This window comes from Paraburkholderia sp. C35, from assembly GCF_003121405.1.
Classification (GTDB): domain Bacteria; phylum Pseudomonadota; class Gammaproteobacteria; order Burkholderiales; family Burkholderiaceae; genus Paraburkholderia.
The window spans coordinates 1-16,535 of the sequence record NZ_QBUY01000150.1 but is presented as its reverse complement, the minus strand read 5'-3'; the positions used below and the strand labels follow the sequence as shown (position 1 = coordinate 16,535).

At 62.6% G+C, this 16,535-nt stretch carries 14 protein-coding genes; 6 read left to right on the top strand and 8 right to left on the bottom strand.

Annotation, left to right across the window (positions count from 1 at the left end; genetic code table 11):
* Nucleotides 1-37: 37 nt before the first annotated feature.
* The 3 genes from DK391_RS41100 to DK391_RS41090 form a co-directional block, all read right to left on the bottom strand.
* Nucleotides 38-1,150, bottom strand: a complete 1,113-nt coding sequence (locus DK391_RS41100; protein ID WP_109483740.1) for a TAXI family TRAP transporter solute-binding subunit — start codon at nt 1,148-1,150, stop codon at nt 38-40.
* Nucleotides 1,151-1,267: 117 nt separating this feature from the next.
* Complete coding sequence (locus DK391_RS41095) at nt 1,268-2,395, bottom strand: zinc ribbon domain-containing protein (RefSeq protein WP_239483097.1); 1,128 nt, start codon at nt 2,393-2,395, stop codon at nt 1,268-1,270.
* Between the two features lie 535 nt (nt 2,396-2,930).
* On the bottom strand, nt 2,931-4,439 hold the full coding sequence (locus DK391_RS41090) for an MDR family MFS transporter (protein WP_109483738.1): 1,509 nt from the start codon (nt 4,437-4,439) through the stop codon (nt 2,931-2,933).
* Nucleotides 4,440-4,481: 42 nt separating this feature from the next.
* Between DK391_RS41090 and DK391_RS41085 the strand changes: the two genes are divergently transcribed.
* Both DK391_RS41085 and DK391_RS41075 read left to right on the top strand, forming a co-directional pair.
* A complete protein-coding gene (locus DK391_RS41085; RefSeq protein WP_109483737.1) occupies nt 4,482-5,246 on the top strand; it encodes a TetR/AcrR family transcriptional regulator in 765 nt (254 codons plus the stop codon).
* Nucleotides 5,247-5,723: 477 nt separating this feature from the next.
* Nucleotides 5,724-6,188, top strand: coding sequence for a response regulator (locus DK391_RS41075; RefSeq protein ID WP_109483735.1), 465 nt, complete (start codon nt 5,724-5,726; stop codon nt 6,186-6,188).
* Between the two features lie 35 nt (nt 6,189-6,223).
* On the opposite strand, the gene DK391_RS41070 is transcribed toward DK391_RS41075, so the two are convergent.
* From DK391_RS41070 to DK391_RS41060, 3 genes are read right to left on the bottom strand one after another with little or no spacing between them, the layout of a single operon-like run.
* Nucleotides 6,224-6,802 carry a Fur family transcriptional regulator gene (locus tag DK391_RS41070; protein WP_109483734.1) on the bottom strand — a complete coding sequence of 193 codons (579 nt, stop codon included), beginning with the start codon at nt 6,800-6,802 and terminating at the stop codon, nt 6,224-6,226.
* A gap of 19 nt (nt 6,803-6,821) precedes the next feature.
* Complete coding sequence (locus tag DK391_RS41065) at nt 6,822-7,448, bottom strand: glutathione binding-like protein (protein ID WP_109483733.1); 627 nt, start codon at nt 7,446-7,448, stop codon at nt 6,822-6,824.
* A gap of 4 nt (nt 7,449-7,452) precedes the next feature.
* Nucleotides 7,453-8,079 carry a glutathione S-transferase gene (locus DK391_RS41060; RefSeq protein WP_109483732.1) on the bottom strand — a complete coding sequence of 209 codons (627 nt, stop codon included), beginning with the start codon at nt 8,077-8,079 and terminating at the stop codon, nt 7,453-7,455.
* A 211-nt stretch (nt 8,080-8,290) separates the two neighbouring features.
* Here DK391_RS41060 and DK391_RS41055 point away from each other — a divergent pair, with 211 nt between their 5' ends.
* Nucleotides 8,291-9,964: an ATP-binding domain-containing protein gene (locus tag DK391_RS41055; RefSeq protein WP_109483731.1), complete on the top strand. Its 1,674-nt coding sequence runs from the start codon at nt 8,291-8,293 to the stop codon at nt 9,962-9,964.
* A gap of 7 nt (nt 9,965-9,971) precedes the next feature.
* Here the strand turns inward: DK391_RS41055 and DK391_RS41050 are convergent, their stop codons facing one another.
* The gene (locus tag DK391_RS41050; protein ID WP_109483730.1) at nt 9,972-10,919 is read right to left on the bottom strand and encodes a phosphoribosyltransferase; all 948 of its coding nucleotides are present in this window, start codon (nt 10,917-10,919) and stop codon (nt 9,972-9,974) included.
* 196 nt (nt 10,920-11,115) lie between these two features.
* Between DK391_RS41050 and DK391_RS41045 the strand changes: the two genes are divergently transcribed.
* Together DK391_RS41045 and DK391_RS41040 are read left to right on the top strand one after the other, a co-directional pair.
* A complete protein-coding gene (locus DK391_RS41045) occupies nt 11,116-11,652 on the top strand; it encodes a molybdopterin-dependent oxidoreductase (RefSeq protein WP_109483729.1) in 537 nt (178 codons plus the stop codon).
* Nucleotides 11,622-13,472: an ATP-binding protein gene (locus DK391_RS41040; RefSeq protein ID WP_109483728.1), complete on the top strand. Its 1,851-nt coding sequence runs from the start codon at nt 11,622-11,624 to the stop codon at nt 13,470-13,472. Before DK391_RS41045 ends, DK391_RS41040 begins: the two co-directional genes overlap by 31 nt.
* Before the next feature lie 66 nt (nt 13,473-13,538).
* Here the strand turns inward: DK391_RS41040 and DK391_RS41035 are convergent, their stop codons facing one another.
* Nucleotides 13,539-14,393 carry a helix-turn-helix domain-containing protein gene (locus DK391_RS41035; RefSeq protein WP_109483727.1) on the bottom strand — a complete coding sequence of 285 codons (855 nt, stop codon included), beginning with the start codon at nt 14,391-14,393 and terminating at the stop codon, nt 13,539-13,541.
* A 443-nt stretch (nt 14,394-14,836) separates the two neighbouring features.
* Between DK391_RS41035 and DK391_RS41030 the strand changes: the two genes are divergently transcribed.
* Nucleotides 14,837-16,207, top strand: a complete 1,371-nt coding sequence (locus DK391_RS41030) for an FAD-binding oxidoreductase (RefSeq protein ID WP_109483726.1) — start codon at nt 14,837-14,839, stop codon at nt 16,205-16,207.
* The last annotated feature ends 328 nt before the right edge of the window (nt 16,208-16,535 follow it).

Here is a 16,535-nt window from a genome sequence, read left to right as displayed (position 1 = left end):
GATCTGTATAAGAGAGAGCTCACGCGTCAATGCGCTTTCATTTGCCGCACAACAACAGCAGACGCTCCTGATCCGAGCACGGACGTTTGTTCACTTTCGGCGCCGCAGGCTGCTGCGCGGCTGCCGCCGTCGCACCGGCTGCCGGCATCGACGCGCGACGCGCAATGCACGCACGCAGATGCCGCTCGATAGGCGGATAGTACTGCCAGCCCTTCGTCAGCGGCGGCAGCTCGAGCTTCACCTGTTTCCACTTCGGATGGCCTTTTTCCTGCAGCGTGTCGAAGTTCTCGCACAGCGAATCGGCGAAGCGGTTGAGGTTGCTCACGGTGTCGCGCAGGCCATAGTCATAGGTGACGAGGAAGGCCTTGACGGTCAGCGTCGGCACGTCTTCTTTCAGCCAGTTCGGATAGCTGCTCTCGCGGATCGTCGCGGGGAAATAGGTTTCTTTCGCGCGCGCCGTTTCCGGCACGTTGGGGTCGAGCCGCAAGATGCGGATCTGCGAAAGCAGATCGGGATTCATGTCGGTGAAGAGCTTGGCGGGTTGACCCGCGACGATCACGGCCACGTCGATCTTCTTGACGACCAGTGCGGCAATGGCATCTTCGTTCGAAAGGCTCTGCACGTTCTGATCGGGAATCGCCTGGTTGAACATCAGGTGATAGAGCGTAGTCGCCGATTGCGCCGTGCCGCTGCCAATCGGACCGATACTGATCACCTTGTCCTTGATCTGGTTGATCGTTTGCATCGGCGAATCGTTGCGCACGACGAAATAGATCTCTTCGTTATAGAGCGGCATGATGAGGCGCAACGGACGGATCGCGGTGCCTGCGTCGGCGTTGCCGGAATTGGCCATGTCGAGATACGCCTGATACACGTCGGATTGCACCAGCGCGAGTTTCACGCCTGGCTCGAAGCGCATGCGCTGCACGTTTTCTGCCGAGCCTTTCGACGGCATCACTTCGAGGTCGATGCCCGCCGGCTGCGCGACATACTTCGCGAGGTCCGCGCCGATCTGGATATAGGTGCCGCGCTCCTGTCCCGTAACGATCTTGTAGTGTGCGCCAGATCCGGCGCTTGCCGCACCCACCGCCAGCGACGCGACGACCAGGCAAAGCAGTCCCGTCAGTCCCGTCAGTATTGTTTTGAGCATGGTCGACCTACCTTGTGGTGTGTTGAACAGCATGCGCCAACGGCTGACGCGCATGTTCCGTTACATCAGGCTTGCAATGCGTTGAGTAGCTTCGTTTTCTCGATTGCGTGACGTGCTCTACTGTTTGTTCGCCGAGGGCGCCTGCTTCCAGCCCGATTCGCGGATCGCGCGCATCTGCGCGTCGATGCCGCCGACGGCGCTCGCTGCGGCCGTATTAGACGGCGTGGGATTGACTGCGTTGTTCGTCGTGGCCGCGTTGTTCGTGGGCGTGGCCGGCGGTAAGGGCGGCAGCGTCGGCAATGTCGGCAACGGGCTCGCTGCTGTATTTGGTGCTGCGCTTGCCGTCGATCTGGCGTTCGCATTGGCACCCGCGGGCGCCGTTGCAGCACGCGGCGCGGACGCGGCGGCATTGGCGAGCGGCTTCCAGCCCGTCGTGAGAATCACGCGTTCGAGCAGTGCCTGCGCGTCGACGCTGCTGACATCGATTGCGAGTGCTTGTGCAGCGCGATCGTGCACGCAACTCCAGAGCTTGTCTTTTGCACAGGTGTTCGCGACGCCAAGCGCGACGTCGCGTTTGTTCTCGCGATCCTGCAGATCGCCTTGCAACTGCCGTGCATCGGCATTATTCGAATCGAGCGACAACGCATCGGACAACGCCGACTTCGCATCGGCGAGATTGTTGTGCATGAGTGCGGCGCGCGCCGCGCGCAAAGCGTCGGGCACGTCCTTATAGTGTTGCGCAACGCGCGGGTGCGGCGGCGCGCCAGGTGCGGGCGGCGCCTTCGCGGTAGGCACGTTGGTCACCGTCGAGGTCGGCAGATTGCGAGGATTCTGCGCCGGTGAATACGGAGAGATCGATCCGCCCGACGTGCTCGCGCTGTTCGCCGAGTCATCCACACCTGCGTCCTGCCGGTGCGTGTCGCCGCCGAGCAGCAGATAGCCCGCATAGCCCAGCGCGACGATGAAGAGCAGCAGCACGAGGCCCTTCGTGATGAGCCATCGCCCCGCTGTTTGCCAGAACGGCTGCGATACGGCGAGAGGAGAAAGCGGCAGTTCAGGCGGTGCGAGCGCGGCAATCCCAGAGGCGTGCGCCGTAGCGATCTCGCCATGAGCGGCGGGCGCAGGTGCAGGCGGCGGTTGCGTGTCGACCGCTCTCAGTTGCGTGCCGGCGCGCTTGCGCTGGGTTGCCTCGAGAGGATGATCGGCGCCGCAGTAAGGGCAAAAATCGACATGCTGATACAGCACGCCTCCACACCGTGTGCACGGTGTTGGGAAACCCTGGGCAGGTGACGTTTCAGCAGACATGCTTAACCCCAACCAGTTGTAGGCGATGCCATTTCGGCATGCTCAGGATCGAAGTTGAAGCGAACTTGCAGTTGGCGGAACTCGCGATCCACATGCGCTGGGTAGCGGCCGGCCCAGTCCTTTCGTTACTAGGCCGCTGTGTGTGCAATATGGTTTCTTTCGCCCGTCGCGTCAATCGACGTTGTTACCTATCGCACACTTGGCATCGTTATTCAGGGGAAAACGATAACGCATCAGGGTTTTTTCATAGACGCGAATACAACGCTGCGGCTAATCGATTAATCATAGGAAACACATCGTTCAGATCAAAGAAAAGGCCGACGTGTAAAGCACACGTCGGCCTTTCTATGTGAAAACTGCAGACCTTCTTCAACAGGTACTGCACGCCTTTTGTGCGTCGTGCTGCATGGCCTGCACTGCGCTACGCCGGAAATGTGTTTCTGTTTGCTAGCGTTTGTCCGTTTTCGCCAGTGCTTTACTGCTTGCGCAGCGGATGATCTCTCAGTAGCCACGCAAGCGCGAATGCAAGCACCACGACGCAGGCCGCGACGATATACACCGAGTGCAATGCGCTTGCGAATGCCTGCAGGTAATCGTCGCGCAATGCTTCAGGCAAGTGATGAATCGCATTGGGTCCAAGCGCACGCGGCAATTCGGTGTTGGGCGGAATCAGCGCTTGCAGACGCGATGCAAGTCCATTCGAGAAGATTGCACCGAATGCCGCCACGCCGACCGAGCCGCCAATCGAGCGGAACAGCGTCGCACCCGAGGTCGCCGTGCCGAGATGTTTGAACGGCACAGCGTTCTGCACCGCGAGAATCAGCACCTGCATCACCATGCCGAGTCCGCAGCCGAGCACGGCCATGTACGCATACATCACGTGAACGGGCGTGCTGAGTTTCAGCGTAGTGAGCAGCACCATCGCGACGCCGACGAGGAACGTGCCCATGATCGGGAACATCCGGTACTTGCCGATGCGGCTGATGATGCGCCCCGTGATGATCGACATCAGCAGGACGCCGCCCATCATCGGCAGCATCTGCATGCCGGCTTGCGACGGTGTCGAATTCTTCACGACCTGCAGATACATCGGCAGGAACGTGACCGAGCCGAACAGCGACACACCGACGATGAACCCGATCGCGCTCGACAGCAGGAAGGTGCGGTCGCGGAACAGTTCGAGCGGCATGATCGGTTCGACAGCGAGACGCTCTTCATAGATAAACCCGCCGATACAGATAAACGCGAGCAGCAGCGTGCACCAGAGTTGCATCGAGGTCCACGGCAGCACGGTGCCGCCCTGGCTGGTGAACAGGATCAGGCAGGTGAGGGCGCCCGCGAGAAACGCCGCGCCCATGTAATCGATGGTGTGCTTCACATGCGCGACGCGCGGCTTGAACACGGCGCCGATCACCAGCAGTGCGACGATGCCCAGCGGCACGTTGATATAGAAAATCCAGCGCCACGACAGATGATCGACGAGGAAACCGCCCATCATCGGGCCGATCACGGTGGCAAGACCGAACACGCCGCCGAACACGCCTTGATAGCGGCCGCGCTCGGCAGGAGGAATCACGTCGCCGATCGCGGCCATGGTGATCACCAGCAGTCCGCCGCCGCCGAGACCTTGCAACGCGCGCAGCAGGATCAGCTGCGTCATGTTCTGCGCGACGCCACACAGCGCCGAGCCGATCAGAAAAATGACGATGGCCGTCTGCAGCACGATCTTGCGACCGAACAGGTCGCCGAACTTGCCGTACAGCGGCACCACGATGGTCGAGGTCAGCAGGTACGCGGTCACGACCCACGACAGGCTGTCGAGTCCGCCGAGCTCGCCGACGATAGTGGGCAACGCCGTCGACACGATGGTCTGGTCGAGTGCCGCCAGCAGCATGACCAGCAGCAGCGCGGGGAACAGCACGCGCAGAGACGGGCGGTCCGCGTTGGCGGGTGCCGCTTCGGCGGGAAGAGTGGGGCTTTCCATCTGGGCTTCCATGGCTATGCTGCCGCCTTGAAATTAATTAACATGAAGATTAATATATGCGATGTTGCGGCGTTCGTCAAATTCACTGTCATGACAGGTAAATCAGCAGCGGTATCGGGTTCGGATCAGGCTCAGCCAGCGCAGGGCGATGAAAGTGCAAAGGTGGCGCGCAGGCCGGGGCGTCCATCGGGCAGCGGGCGCGGCCCGGAACAGCGCGCCCGTTTGCTGGATGCGGCGCTGGCGCTGTTTGCACGGCAAGGCATCGTAGATACGACGCTCGGGCAGGTCGCGCGGGAAGCGGGTTTCACGCCGGCGATGATGCATTACTACTTCAAGACCCGCGACCAGTTGCTTGACGTGCTGATCGACGAGCGCTTCATGCCGCTGCGCAACAAGCTGAGCGGCGCGTTCCAGCTCACCCCGGACAACCCGGTCGCCGCGATCATGCTGCTCGCGCAGCGTCTTGTCGAAGTGGCCGTCGAATATCCGTGGTTTCCGTCGCTGTGGATCCGCGAAGTGATCAGCGAAGGCGGTCTGCTCAAGCAGCGCATGCACGAACGCTTCGGCGACGAAAACCAGAAGCGCGGCATCACCTTCATCGAAAAATGGCAGAAGGAGGGCAAGCTCAATCCGGGGCTGGAGCCGTCGCTGGTGTTTTTGTCGGTGATCGGTCTCGCGATCCTGCCGCTGGCCACCTCGGCGATGGGGCGCAACGACCCGGCGCGCCGCAAGCTGACGGCCGACGACATCGCGCGTCATGCCGTAGCGCTGCTGACTCACGGCGTCGCGCAGCCAGCATCGGCATGACGACGTGCGAATCGCAAACTGCATGGGAATAACAGAAGCCAACCGGAAGTTAACCTCCGCATACTTGAACCGCACGCGCTTCGACCACGGTGCATCACCTCGTACGAATGGCCAGGCTGCGTCGGCACGCAACGTGCTTCATGCTATGCGTTTCGCAAGTCTGCCTTCGGACGGTCACGCAAGCGTCTCGCGCGATCGTCAAGATGTGGCGCGGCGCTTTTTGCCGTCAAGCTGTCTGCCGAAGCGGACAAGCGCACCGTCGCAGTGCAACTCGTTCCGTACAATCGAGTCCGAATGAACGGCATGAGCAATCAGCGCGGCGCGATGCGCGCAGTGACGAATTTGCGAAGCAGGGGAGACTGGCGGACGAACAGCGCGTCCGTCATTCGTTGGTAAGAACGTGCATACGAGAGTAGAAACGTTGAACTGTTTTCCGCTGCCGGCGCTGGCGCGGTACACAAAGCAATGCGTTAAATCATGGCCACGTCAGAGTGCATAACCAGTTTTTCAAGCCATAACATCAAGATGAACGGAGTATTGAGGCTCGATCAGGCCACGATCGTGCTCGTAGAAGACGACCCGCAAAACAGGGAATCGTTGAAGATTTTGCTTGAATCGGAAGGCGCCAATGTCATCGCAGTGGCAGATGCGGAAGAGGGTGTGGAGGCGGCTGTTCGGGTGATGCCCGACGCTGTCGTCTGCGATCTCGACCTGCCCGCGATGGACGGCTTCTATCTGATTCAGCGTGTGCGGGATCACGAGATTCGCGGCGATCATTCCCCTTCGGTCGCAGTGGCCCTCACGGGCCATACCGATGAAGCCTACCGGCTGCGCAGCATCGGCGAAGGATTCCAGCATTTCATGACGAAGCCGGCGCCGCCTGAGGCGCTGGTGACGCTATTGCATGACGCGATAGGCGCGCGCGCCGCCGGTTTGACCTGACACTCGAACCGCGGCGTTTTTCTTCGACGGGTGGTTCAGCTGCCGGCGGCTTGCGCTGCCTGGCATGCTGAACACAGCCCTTTCAGCTCGATTCCATCACCGGCGAGCCGGTAGCCTGCGTTTTCGATTTGCGCGACGAGCGCTTCGCGCAACGCCGGCTGATGCAGTTCGGTGACGTTCCCGCATTGCTGGCACACCACCAGGATGCCGTGCTGGCATTGCGTGAGATCGTGACAGACGGCGAATGCGTTGATCGATTCGATCTTGTGCACCAGACCGGCCGACAACAGAAAGTCCAGCGCGCGATACACCGTGGGCGGCGCGGAGCCAGGGTGAATCTGGCGCATGTCGTCGCGCAGCGAATACGCCTTGGTGGCGCGGCCGGACGTGAGCAGCAGTTCCAACACCTTGCGGCGGATCGGCGTGAGCTTTTCGCCGCGCTCGCGGCAATATTCGTCGGCCAGTGCAAGCGCCGCCTCGGCAGAGGCAGGCGTGCTATGCGCGTGGTCAGCGTGGTCGTGATGCGAGTCGTCGCCATGCGCTTCATGCGAATGGACATGACCCGCGGCGTGCGCGTGATGCGTGTCGGCAGCGATTGGCTTGGCGGTTTTCATCCGCTGATTATACGGTGCATCAATCGAGCTTCACGTCGAACCCGCGCTTCACGCCGGGCCGCGCGAACAGCGCGTCGTACCAGCGTTTCACGTTCGGGAACTCCGCCAGATCGACCTTGTGGCGCTCATGCCGCCACGCCCAGCCGAGAATCGCGAAATCGGCGATCGACAGTTCGCCCGCGACGTATTCCGTCTTCGCCAGACGCGTGTCGAGCACTTTATACAGGCGCCGCGTTTCGGTGGAAAAGCGCTTGAGGCCGTAGCGCTTGTCGTCTTCCGACGCGAGCGCCGCGAAGTGATGCACCTGGCCCGGCATCGGCCCGAAGCCGCCCATCTGCCACATCAGCCATTCGAGCACGGGAACGCGGGCGCGCAGGCTGCGCGGCAGGAACTTGCCCGTTTTTTCGCCGAGATACAGCAGGATCGCACCCGATTCGAACACGCTGATCGGTTTGCCGTCCGGACCGTCGGGATCGACGATGGCGGGAATCTTGTTGTTCGGACTGATGGCGAGGAAGTCGGGATCGAACTGCTCGTCCTTGCCGATATTGATCGGCGTGACGGTGTACGGCAGTTCCATTTCTTCGAGGGCGACGCTGATCTTGCGACCGTTCGGCGTGCCCCATGCGTAGAGCGAGATGGTCATGGATTCAGGTCAGATCGAAATCGACGTATTGCTTGAAGCCGGAGCGGGTGGCGAGCCGCGAGTACCAGCGTTCGAGATTCGGCAGCGACGGACGTTCGACGCCCGGCAGGCCGAACCAGCGCTTCGCGTACGCGCCGAGCACGATGTCGGCGAGCGTGAACTTTTCGCCTTCGATAAAAAAGCGCCCTTGCAATTGCCCGTCGAGCAGCTTCCAGAGTTTCGCGACATTGTCGATGTCAGCGGCGAGCTTCGCGTTGTCGCGCTCCGCTTCCGGCGTGCGGATGATGGTCCAGAACACCGGGCGCTCGGCCGGCTGCAGCGTGGACAGCGTCCAGTCCAGCCAGCGGTCGATGCTCGCGCGTGCCTTCGGGTCTTCCGGGTAGAGCACGCTGGACGCGCCGTACTGCATCACCAGATAGCGAATGATCGAGTTCGATTCCCACAGCACGAAGTCGCCGTCGACGAGCGTCGGCACCTTGCCTGTCGGGTTCATCGTGAGGTAATCGGGTTCGTTGTTGCGGCCAAACTGCAGGCCGGCGTCGATGCGGTTGTAGGGCAAGACCAGCTCGTCGCACACCCACAGGATCTTCTGCACATTGACTGAGTTGGCGCGACCCCAAACTGTAATCATCCGGTAATCCTCTTTCGTCTTCTAGAGCGTCTACGTTGGCAAGCCGCGCGCTGCGCGGCGTTCAACCGATGGCCGCACGCGGCAGCGAATCCGCACGGCGTGCAGCAGTGAATCGTTAACCATACACGAAGCGGGTTTTTCTTTCCTGCAGCGCCCAAAGTCCCTACACGCGTTGCGTACAATGGGCGCACCCCATCCTGACGAGGCGCGCATGGCCCGCATTGTCCCCGACGACTGGAAGAGTCTCGCCACCACGGGCGCCGCCGCGCGCGAGCGCGAAACGCTGGCCTTGCTCGAAGAAGCGTTGCCGCGCGACTACACGGTCTATCACGGCGTGCACTGGACGCGTTTGCACGAAGGCTTTTCGGTGTTCGGCGAAGCGGACTTCGTGATCGTCAGCCCGGCGGGGCGCGTGATGATCGTCGAGCAGAAAACCGGTTTCCTGCGCGAGACACCCAAAGGGCTGGTCAAGGTCTACATGCAGACCGAGCGCAACGTGGCGATCGCACTGGCGCGCACCATCGAAGGGCTGCATCGGCGCTTCACGGCGGCCTTTGGCGCGGGAACGTATTTCATCGAAGAACTGCTGTACTGCCCGGATCACATCGTCCGCGACGCGGCGATTGCGGGCGTGAACCCGGCGCGTATCGTCGATGCGACACGCAAGGACAGGCTCGTGAGCGTCATCCGTGAAGCGCTGCCCGCCGATGAAGAGCGCCTCGCCTGCGCATCGAAAATCCATCACTTCCTCGCCGACGAACTCGCGCTCACGCCCGACACGAGCGCGTTGGTCGGCCAGGCGGGCACGCTCGTTACGCGGCTCGCGGGCGGCCTCGCCACGTGGGCGCGGCGGCTGGAGTTCACACCGTTCCGGCTGCGCGTGATCGGCACGGCGGGTTCCGGCAAGACGCAGCTTGCGGTGCAGGTGATGAAGGACGCCGTCGCGCGCGGCCAGCGTCCGCTGTATGTGTGCTTCAACCGGCCGCTCGCGGATCACATCGCGCGGGTCGCGCCGGCCGAGGCGAAGGTGGCGAACTATCACCAGTTGTGCGACTGGATCGTGCGCGAGAGCGGCCGTGCGCCGGATTTTCAGACCAGCGACGTGTTCGAACGCCTCGAAAACGCCTTCGCCGACACGCCGATCGATGCGCGCTGGCAATACGACGTGCTGATCGTCGATGAAGGCCAGGATTTCCAGCAGCCGTGGGTGCCTGCGCTTGAACGGCTGCTGAAGCCTGGTGGCGCGTGGTGGTGGCTGGAAGATCCGCTGCAGAACCTTTACATGCGCGAGCCGGTCGCGTTGGCGGGCTGGACGGTGCTGCGCGAATCGACCAATTACCGCAGCCCGCGCGACATCCTCGACTATCTGCGCAACGTGGTCGGCGCGACGGTGCCGCTGGCGGCTGGGCTCGCGGCGGGCGGACCGTTCGACGGCTCCGACATTTCGCTGTCGACCTACGATGAAACCCAGACGCCCGACAGCTGTATCGACGCGACCAAGCGCGCGATCACGCAGGCGCTGGCGTTAGGGTTTCGCAAGCAGGACATCGCCGTGCTGTCGTTTCGTGGGCGTGAAGGCTCGGTGCTGTGGCCGCTCGATGATCTCGGTCCGCACCGGCTGCGCAGCTTCACGGGCAAATACGATCTGTTCGGCAATCCCGCGTATCGGGAGGGCGACGTGCTGCTCGACTCGATCTACCGCTTCAAGGGCCAATCGGCGCCGTGCGTGATCCTGAGCGAAGTGGATTTCGACGAATTCGACGAGCGCAATGCGCGCAAGCTGTTCGTCGGCGCGACGCGGGCCACGATGAAGCTGATCGTCGTTGCGTCGCAGCGCGCGGCGCGGCATCTGCAGCTTGGTGAGGCGAAGGAGCAGGTGGCTTAGGAAAAACTCAATGCCAGGCCGACGCGCTGATCAGCGTGCCCTTGTGCTTGAGCGCGTCCCACCAGATCACGCGCAGCAGCGGCGCGAGTTTCGCGATGTAGAGCGCCTGCGTCGGGTCGCTTTCAATGAAATGCGTGACGCCGACGCGCAACGCCGCTGCCGCCTTGTGAGCCGCCGCGCCTTCCGGCGTTTCGTCGTGCATGTCGGGGGCGCGCATCACCAGTTCCAGATGCCCGAAACCGTGCCGTTCCAGCCACGCGCGCGTACGCTCCAGATCGCCGTACGGGCGGCCCGTGATCACGGCGCGCACGTTCTGCAGATCGACATCCGGCAGGACTTCGTACGGCAATAGCGCATCGCGCTCATTCAAAGCAGCGGCCAGGTCTTCGTCATAACGTGACAGCGGCACATCGGGCAGCAGGATGCCGTCCAGATCGATTGCGTAGGTCGCGTATTCGTGGTCATCCGCCATTTTTTCGACGGAACCGGTCTCGACGCTTTCCCAGTCCTCGCGATAGTCGTCCGTATACGCTTGCCGTTCCCACGGAAACAGCGCGAAGAAGCCCGATGCATCGTTGGCGTAGTCCGGGCGGATACGGCTGATTTCGTCGAAGGCGCCCGTCAGCGTCTTGACGACCAGCCCGTGCTGCTCGAGAAACGCAATGCAGTCCACCAGCGTGAAGCCGCGCCCCGCGATGTCTTCGCACAGCAGCACTTTCGAGCCGGGCGCCGGCAGCGGCTGCGCCGAATCCCACGTCACGTGGCGCGCGCGCCGGTCGTAACTGAGGAACGCGACAGGCACGCCGATCGCATGGGAAGCCATCAATGCCAGCGGTGCACCGCCTCGTAAAATGCCGACTGTAGCGGCAAACCGCTCGTCGAGCAGGGCGGGCTGCAACGATTCGATCCAGTGGTCGAGCTGTTCGTAGGTCAACGGTAGAACCGGCTTTTTCATGGCGGATGTTGCGCTTTGTGATGGCCTTGTGAACGCGCGTCGGCGAAGCGGCTTTTTTGAGATGGAGCCGATATTATGCACGCCATGTAAAGATTCTGTGTCGGCGCGGGCCACATCGCTGTAGTTATCGTCTGACGATGATGTCAGGCACAATGCGGGCACGACTAACAACAAGACCACACCAGAGGGACCGAAAGTGCTCTACAAGAATGACGGATGGTTGCGTGTGCTCGCGCTGATGTGCGCGCTCGTGTCCGTTCTGGCGACGGGATTCGTGTCGTCCAGCGCCTGCGCCGCGCCGCTGGCCACGACGCTCGCGCTCGATGTAAAAGGCAAGATTGCGAAGACCAACGACGCCGACCACAGCGAATTTCATTTCTCCGAAGCGCAGTTGCTCGCGTTGCCCGTGCACAGTATTTCGACGTCGACGACATGGACGGCAAAATCCACCTTCACGGGACCGCTGCTCGCGGATATTCTCAAGACCGTGGGCGCGTACGGCGAAGAAATCGAAATCCACACGCTGGATGACTACACGTACACCGTTCCTGTCTCGGACGCGAGCCGCTATGGCGTGGTCGTCGCTTACAGCATGAACGGCAAGCGCCTGCAGGTCAGCGACTTCGGGCCGCTGTTTCTCATCTATCCGCGCGACCAGTATCCCGGCGAACTGGCGGGGGCGTCGGCGGACGCGAAATTCGTATGGCAGATCAAGGCTCTCATCGTCAAATAGGACGGCGCCCGCTGCGCCGCGTCATGCTCGTCGTCATCTGGATCGCCGCGCTTGCGGCGCCGACGGCGGCCATCAGTTATCTGCTCTATTCGACGCTGCTCAATCCCCGCGCGACCCAGCAACTGACGGGCACCTACGACGGCTTCTACTGGGATGCCGCGCAGTTGCAGATTGCCTATGCGCGGCTCGAAAGCCAGCTGCTGCAGTATGAGACGGGCGTCGACGCCGACTATCAGCGGCTCGCGCTGCATTTCCAGGTGCTCCAGTCCAAGCTGCGCGTGATGCAAGGCTCGACGCAGCGGCTTGCCGCGCAGGCGGAATCCGTGCAGCGCCAGCAGGATGAGATAACCGGGTTGTCGGCGATGCTGGCGGCGCTGCAGCCTTCGCTCGACGCGCTGCCCAATTCGCCCGCGCTGGCTTCGCAGATGGTCGAAGAACTGCGCAAGCACTGGAAGGAAGTCAACGATCTCGCGCTGAGCCGCCGCAACGTCGACCTGCAGGACCGCGAGGCGATGAATTCCGATTTCATCGCCAAGCGCCGCATGCTGTTCGCGGGCGGGCTGGTGTTGCTGCTGCTGTCGGCGGCGGCGACCACGCTGCTGGTGATGAACGGCCGGCGCCGCACCCGGCTGATCCTGCAGCAGCACGCCGCGCTCGACGCCGAGCACCAGGCGAGCCGCGCGGCGCGCGAGGCGAGTCTCGCGAAAGACGCGTTCCTCGGCATGATCAGCCACGAACTGCGCACGCCGCTGCATGCCATCGTTTCGTCGATCGAACTGCTCGGCTTCAATTTTCATTCCGAGGCGGACCGCAAGGTAATCCAGCGGCTCGACACGGCCGCGCGTCACCTCGAAGCGCAGATGAAGGATCTGACCGATTACGCGCGGCTCGGCGCGGGCAAGCTGGAACTGCGCAACGAACATTTCGATCCACGCGAACTGCTGAATTCGATCGTCGATGAGCACGAGCCGGCGGCGCGCGCGAAGGGTCTCGTGTTCGAAGGCAGCGCGAGCGGGCAGATGGGACTGGTCAACTCCGATCCGCACCGCATCCGTCAGATCGTCAATAACCTCGTGACCAATGGCATCCGCTACACGGAGCGCGGCACCGTCACGCTGCACTTCGAGCAGCGCGACGACGCGCTCGCCATCATCGTCACGGACACGGGCGCGGGCGTGCCGGACAAGCAGATTCCGTTGATCTTCAAGGAGTTCACGCAACTCGACGCTTCGCGCACGCGGCGTTTCGAGGGCGCGGGGATGGGGCTTGCCATCGTGCAGGGTCTGGTCGAACTGTTTGGCGGAACGATCGACGTCGACAGCGAGGTGGGCAAGGGCACGCGTTTTACGGTGACGATTCCTGTGCAGCCCGTCGCTGCACCCGCTGGTGCGTCAGCCGTGCCGCCCGTCGTGGAAGGCGAAGGTCGTCCGCAGGTGCTGATCGTCGACGACAACCAGTTGATCCGCGAATCGCTGTGCGAAATGCTCGAGCATATGGGATGCGATGCCGCCGCCGTCGCCAATGCCGACGATGCTCACGCGTGGCTCGCTGCGCAGCGTTGCGATCTCGTGCTGCTCGATCTGCATATGCCCGACAAGGACGGTTATGCGTTCATGGCCGAGTACGTTGAAAAGATGGAGCGGGCGGGCGAGGCGCGCACGCCCGTGATCGCGGTGAGCGCGTATGCGCCCGAAGGCGCCGCGCGCGCGGAGGCCGAGATGTTCTTCGAGAGCCTCACCAAGCCGGTTCACTACGACGTGCTGCGCGACGCCGTGCAGCGTGCGCGGGCGGCGCGGCTCGGGGCGTCGGTCGCGGGCTGACGGAGTGACGGATTGACACCCGGCGCCGCGCGCATCGCGACGGCGCCCTTGCCCGGAAGGCCCGGTCTACGCGCGGCTCAAACGCTTCGACAGATCGGCGACGAGAATCGCCATACGCGCCGGTTTCTCGTAGCAGGCCACATCGTAGTTGCGCACGATGTCGCTGATCTCCGATTCGCTCGCCTTGCCCGTCAGCAGTTCGCCCGTCAGCACGAAAATGGGCGCATCCGGGTTCTCCGACGCGCGCACGGCGCGGATCGCCTCCGCCGACGTCTGCAGGCCGAACAGCCAGTCGATCACCACGCCATCGAACACCTGCGTCTGCAGCGTTTCGGAAAAGGCCGCGAGGCCGTAGATCGCGACGGCCGCAAAGCCGCTGCGCTCCAGGTAATCGCGCAGATTGTCGGCCGACGCCTGATCGTCATCGACGACGGCAATCAGTGGCTTGTCGGTTTCCGCGCGGCGCGGATAAATCTCGATCTTGTGGACTTCGTAGGCGTTCTGATAAAGCGCGCCGTCGTGGCGCACCACGCGCCACTGGTCGAGTTTCGACCACGCGATGAACTCGGGCCGGCTGCCCGCTTCGATCGGCGCGCCGATCCACGCGGTGCACGCGAGTTCGATACCGCCGATCGCGAACACGGCTTCCTGCGCGGTGGCGCCGACCATGCCGGGGTCGAGCGACTGCGCGCCGAACAGCTGCGCGGCCGGCTCGCCGAACACTTCGGCGACTTTCTTGATCTGTGACAGGGTCCACGGGCTGTTGCCGCGCAGCTTGCGGTGCCCCTGGGAGAAACTCAAATCGAGGATCCGGCAAAGCTCGCTGGTCTGCTGACGTTTGCCGATGCCGTGACGGCTCATCAACTCGCGCACGCGTTCCGCGACGGCGAGCGAGTCGGTTGAGGTGGCTTCGTTGGACATGCGCGAAGTGTGAGTCGATGTGAATAGTTATATGTCGGGCCGTCGTAGCGGCAGTGCACTTCCACGTGGCGCGCCGGGCGTGCTGCTTTCGCCGGACGGCAACGGTACTGCGAGACTTCGGGCGCGCCTGGTGTCGCGCCGTGCTCGCATCGATCGAGCTTTTTTGGCGAACCCGCCGATTCTAATGAGTTCGACGGCCTCACGCGAATGAAGCCGCGTTCGATTCATGCGCAGCCTTTCTATTTTAGCGGCGAAATGTATGCAAATTGCATGACATGAGTGAGTGAGGCGCTGGATTCGATGAATTTTTGGTGGTCGGGGCGGAGCGAACATGCGTCAGCGCTTTTCTGACCGGGATTGCGGCGCGTGGATTCGCCTGAGAAGATGCAGTCCCTCGAAACGGTCGCGGCCGTTTTGTCTTTCACTGCTTACCTGCTTTCCCGATGACGACCACCTATCCGCTACACGCTCCCTTCAGCCCGGCTGATGCGCCGTTTCCCGATCAGGCCGATGTCGTCATTGCGGGCGCGGGCATCATGGGTTGCGCGGCGGCGTACTATCTGGCGCGGCGCGGTGTGAAGGCGGTGGTGCTGGACAAGTCGCGCATCGCGGGCCAGCAGTCGACGCGCGCATGGGGATTCGTGCGCCAGCAGGGCCGTGAGGCCGCCGAAGTGCCGCTGATGATGGCGGGCATGCGCATCTGGGAGCAACTCGAGCGCGAGCTGAACTTCGATCTGGAGTGGCGGCAGGGCGGCTGTCTGTACGTGGCCGACAACGACGAAGACTGGGCATCGTTCCAGCAGTGGATGGATGTCGCGAAGCAGTATGGGCTGGACACGCGCGTGCTCGACCGTGCGCAGATCGACCAGCACGTGCGCGGCATGCATGGCAAGGCGCTGGGCGGCCTGTACACGGCCACCGATGGCCAGGCCGAACCGCGCCGCGTGGCAGCCGCATTTGCTGCGCGAGCCGTCGAAGCCGGGGCACGGTTTTTCGAAGGCTGCGGCGTGGTGGCCATCGAGCGGGGCGCGGGCTCGGTGACGGGTGTCGTGACCGAGCGCGGCACGATCCGCACGCGGCAGGTGATCTGTGCGGCGGGCGCGAGCAGCTGGCGGCTGCTGAAGACGCTTGGGATCACGTTACCGCAGCAGGCGGTGCGGGGCACGTGCATGCGGACCAATCCGCTGCCTGCCGTCACGGCTTCCACGTTCTGGGGGCATGGGCTCGGCATCCGCCAGCGCGCGAATGGCGCGATCAATCTCGCCGACGACATGCAGGTCGATGTCGATATGACGTTTGGGCATTTTCGTGCGTTGAAGTGGTTCTTGCCTGAACTGTGGGCGCAGCGCGAGAAGTTCAGTTTTCATCTGAATGGCGAGTTCGTGCGCGACTTGCGTGACCGGTTGCCGGGTGCGGTGTCCGGTGGCGAGCGGGTGTTGCATCCGAGGGATCCGAATCCGCAGCCGAATCGTGCGCATGCGCCGAAGGCTTTGCAGAAGCTGCGGGCGTTGTTTCCTGCGCTTAAAGATGCTCAGGTGGTGGAGTCGTGGGCGGGGTTGATTGATGTGTTGCCGGATGGGATTCCTGTTCTCGATGAGGCTTCTTCTTTTTCTTCTTCCTCTTCCTCGTCCTCTAAGGCGGCTGGGCTTCTTGTTGCGACCGGGTTTTGTGGGCATGGCTTTGCCATGGGGCCAATCGTTGGGCACCTGATGGCGGAGTGGATCTGCGATGGGCAGCCTTCGCTGGATCTGTCTGAGTTTCGTTTGCAGAGGTTTTTCGATGGGACTATGAAGCGGCCTCGGAGTATGTTGTAAGTGGGGTTTTTTTTGCCTGCGGCGCTTTTGGTTTGGTTTTCGCTGGCATCCGCGATTTCGTATTGGTACTCCACGCGTCGCCCCTGTGCGGGGCAGCACCTACTTTTCTTTGCCGCGGCAAAGAAAAGTAGGCAAAAGAAAGCCGCTGAACACCACCCGCTACGGTCGTTGCCTGCGGGTCCCCAGCCGGTCCTATCCTTCATACGGCATCGCTCTTCTCGATGCCCGCTGCCAACGCTCTTTAAGAGCGGATCACCCTCTTCAAGCACCCGCGTCTCAGCGGGCCTTACCAGTTCGGCCCAGGCCGCCCAGGTGGCAAACGGTGTGT

Excerpts from the sequence above, each read along its gene's own strand:
- DK391_RS41060 (WP_109483732.1), bottom strand. The coding sequence starts at position 8,079 with ATGATTACAGTTTGGGGTCGCGCCAACTCAGTCAATGTGCAGAAGATC.
- DK391_RS41055 (WP_109483731.1), top strand. The coding sequence starts at position 8,291 with ATGGCCCGCATTGTCCCCGACGACTGGAAGAGTCTCGCCACCACGGGC.
- DK391_RS41050 (WP_109483730.1), bottom strand. The coding sequence starts at position 10,919 with ATGAAAAAGCCGGTTCTACCGTTGACCTACGAACAGCTCGACCACTGG.
- DK391_RS41100 (WP_109483740.1), bottom strand. The coding sequence starts at position 1,150 with ATGCTCAAAACAATACTGACGGGACTGACGGGACTGCTTTGCCTGGTC.
- DK391_RS41035 (WP_109483727.1), bottom strand. The coding sequence starts at position 14,393 with ATGTCCAACGAAGCCACCTCAACCGACTCGCTCGCCGTCGCGGAACGC.
- DK391_RS41065 (WP_109483733.1), bottom strand. The coding sequence starts at position 7,448 with ATGACCATCTCGCTCTACGCATGGGGCACGCCGAACGGTCGCAAGATC.
- DK391_RS41085 (WP_109483737.1), top strand. The coding sequence starts at position 4,482 with ATGAAGATTAATATATGCGATGTTGCGGCGTTCGTCAAATTCACTGTC.
- DK391_RS41030 (WP_109483726.1), top strand. The coding sequence starts at position 14,837 with ATGACGACCACCTATCCGCTACACGCTCCCTTCAGCCCGGCTGATGCG.
- DK391_RS41090 (WP_109483738.1), bottom strand. The coding sequence starts at position 4,439 with ATGGAAAGCCCCACTCTTCCCGCCGAAGCGGCACCCGCCAACGCGGAC.
- DK391_RS41040 (WP_109483728.1), top strand. The coding sequence starts at position 11,622 with ATGGCAGATCAAGGCTCTCATCGTCAAATAGGACGGCGCCCGCTGCGC.
- DK391_RS41070 (WP_109483734.1), bottom strand. The coding sequence starts at position 6,802 with ATGAAAACCGCCAAGCCAATCGCTGCCGACACGCATCACGCGCACGCC.
- DK391_RS41075 (WP_109483735.1), top strand. The coding sequence starts at position 5,724 with ATGGCCACGTCAGAGTGCATAACCAGTTTTTCAAGCCATAACATCAAG.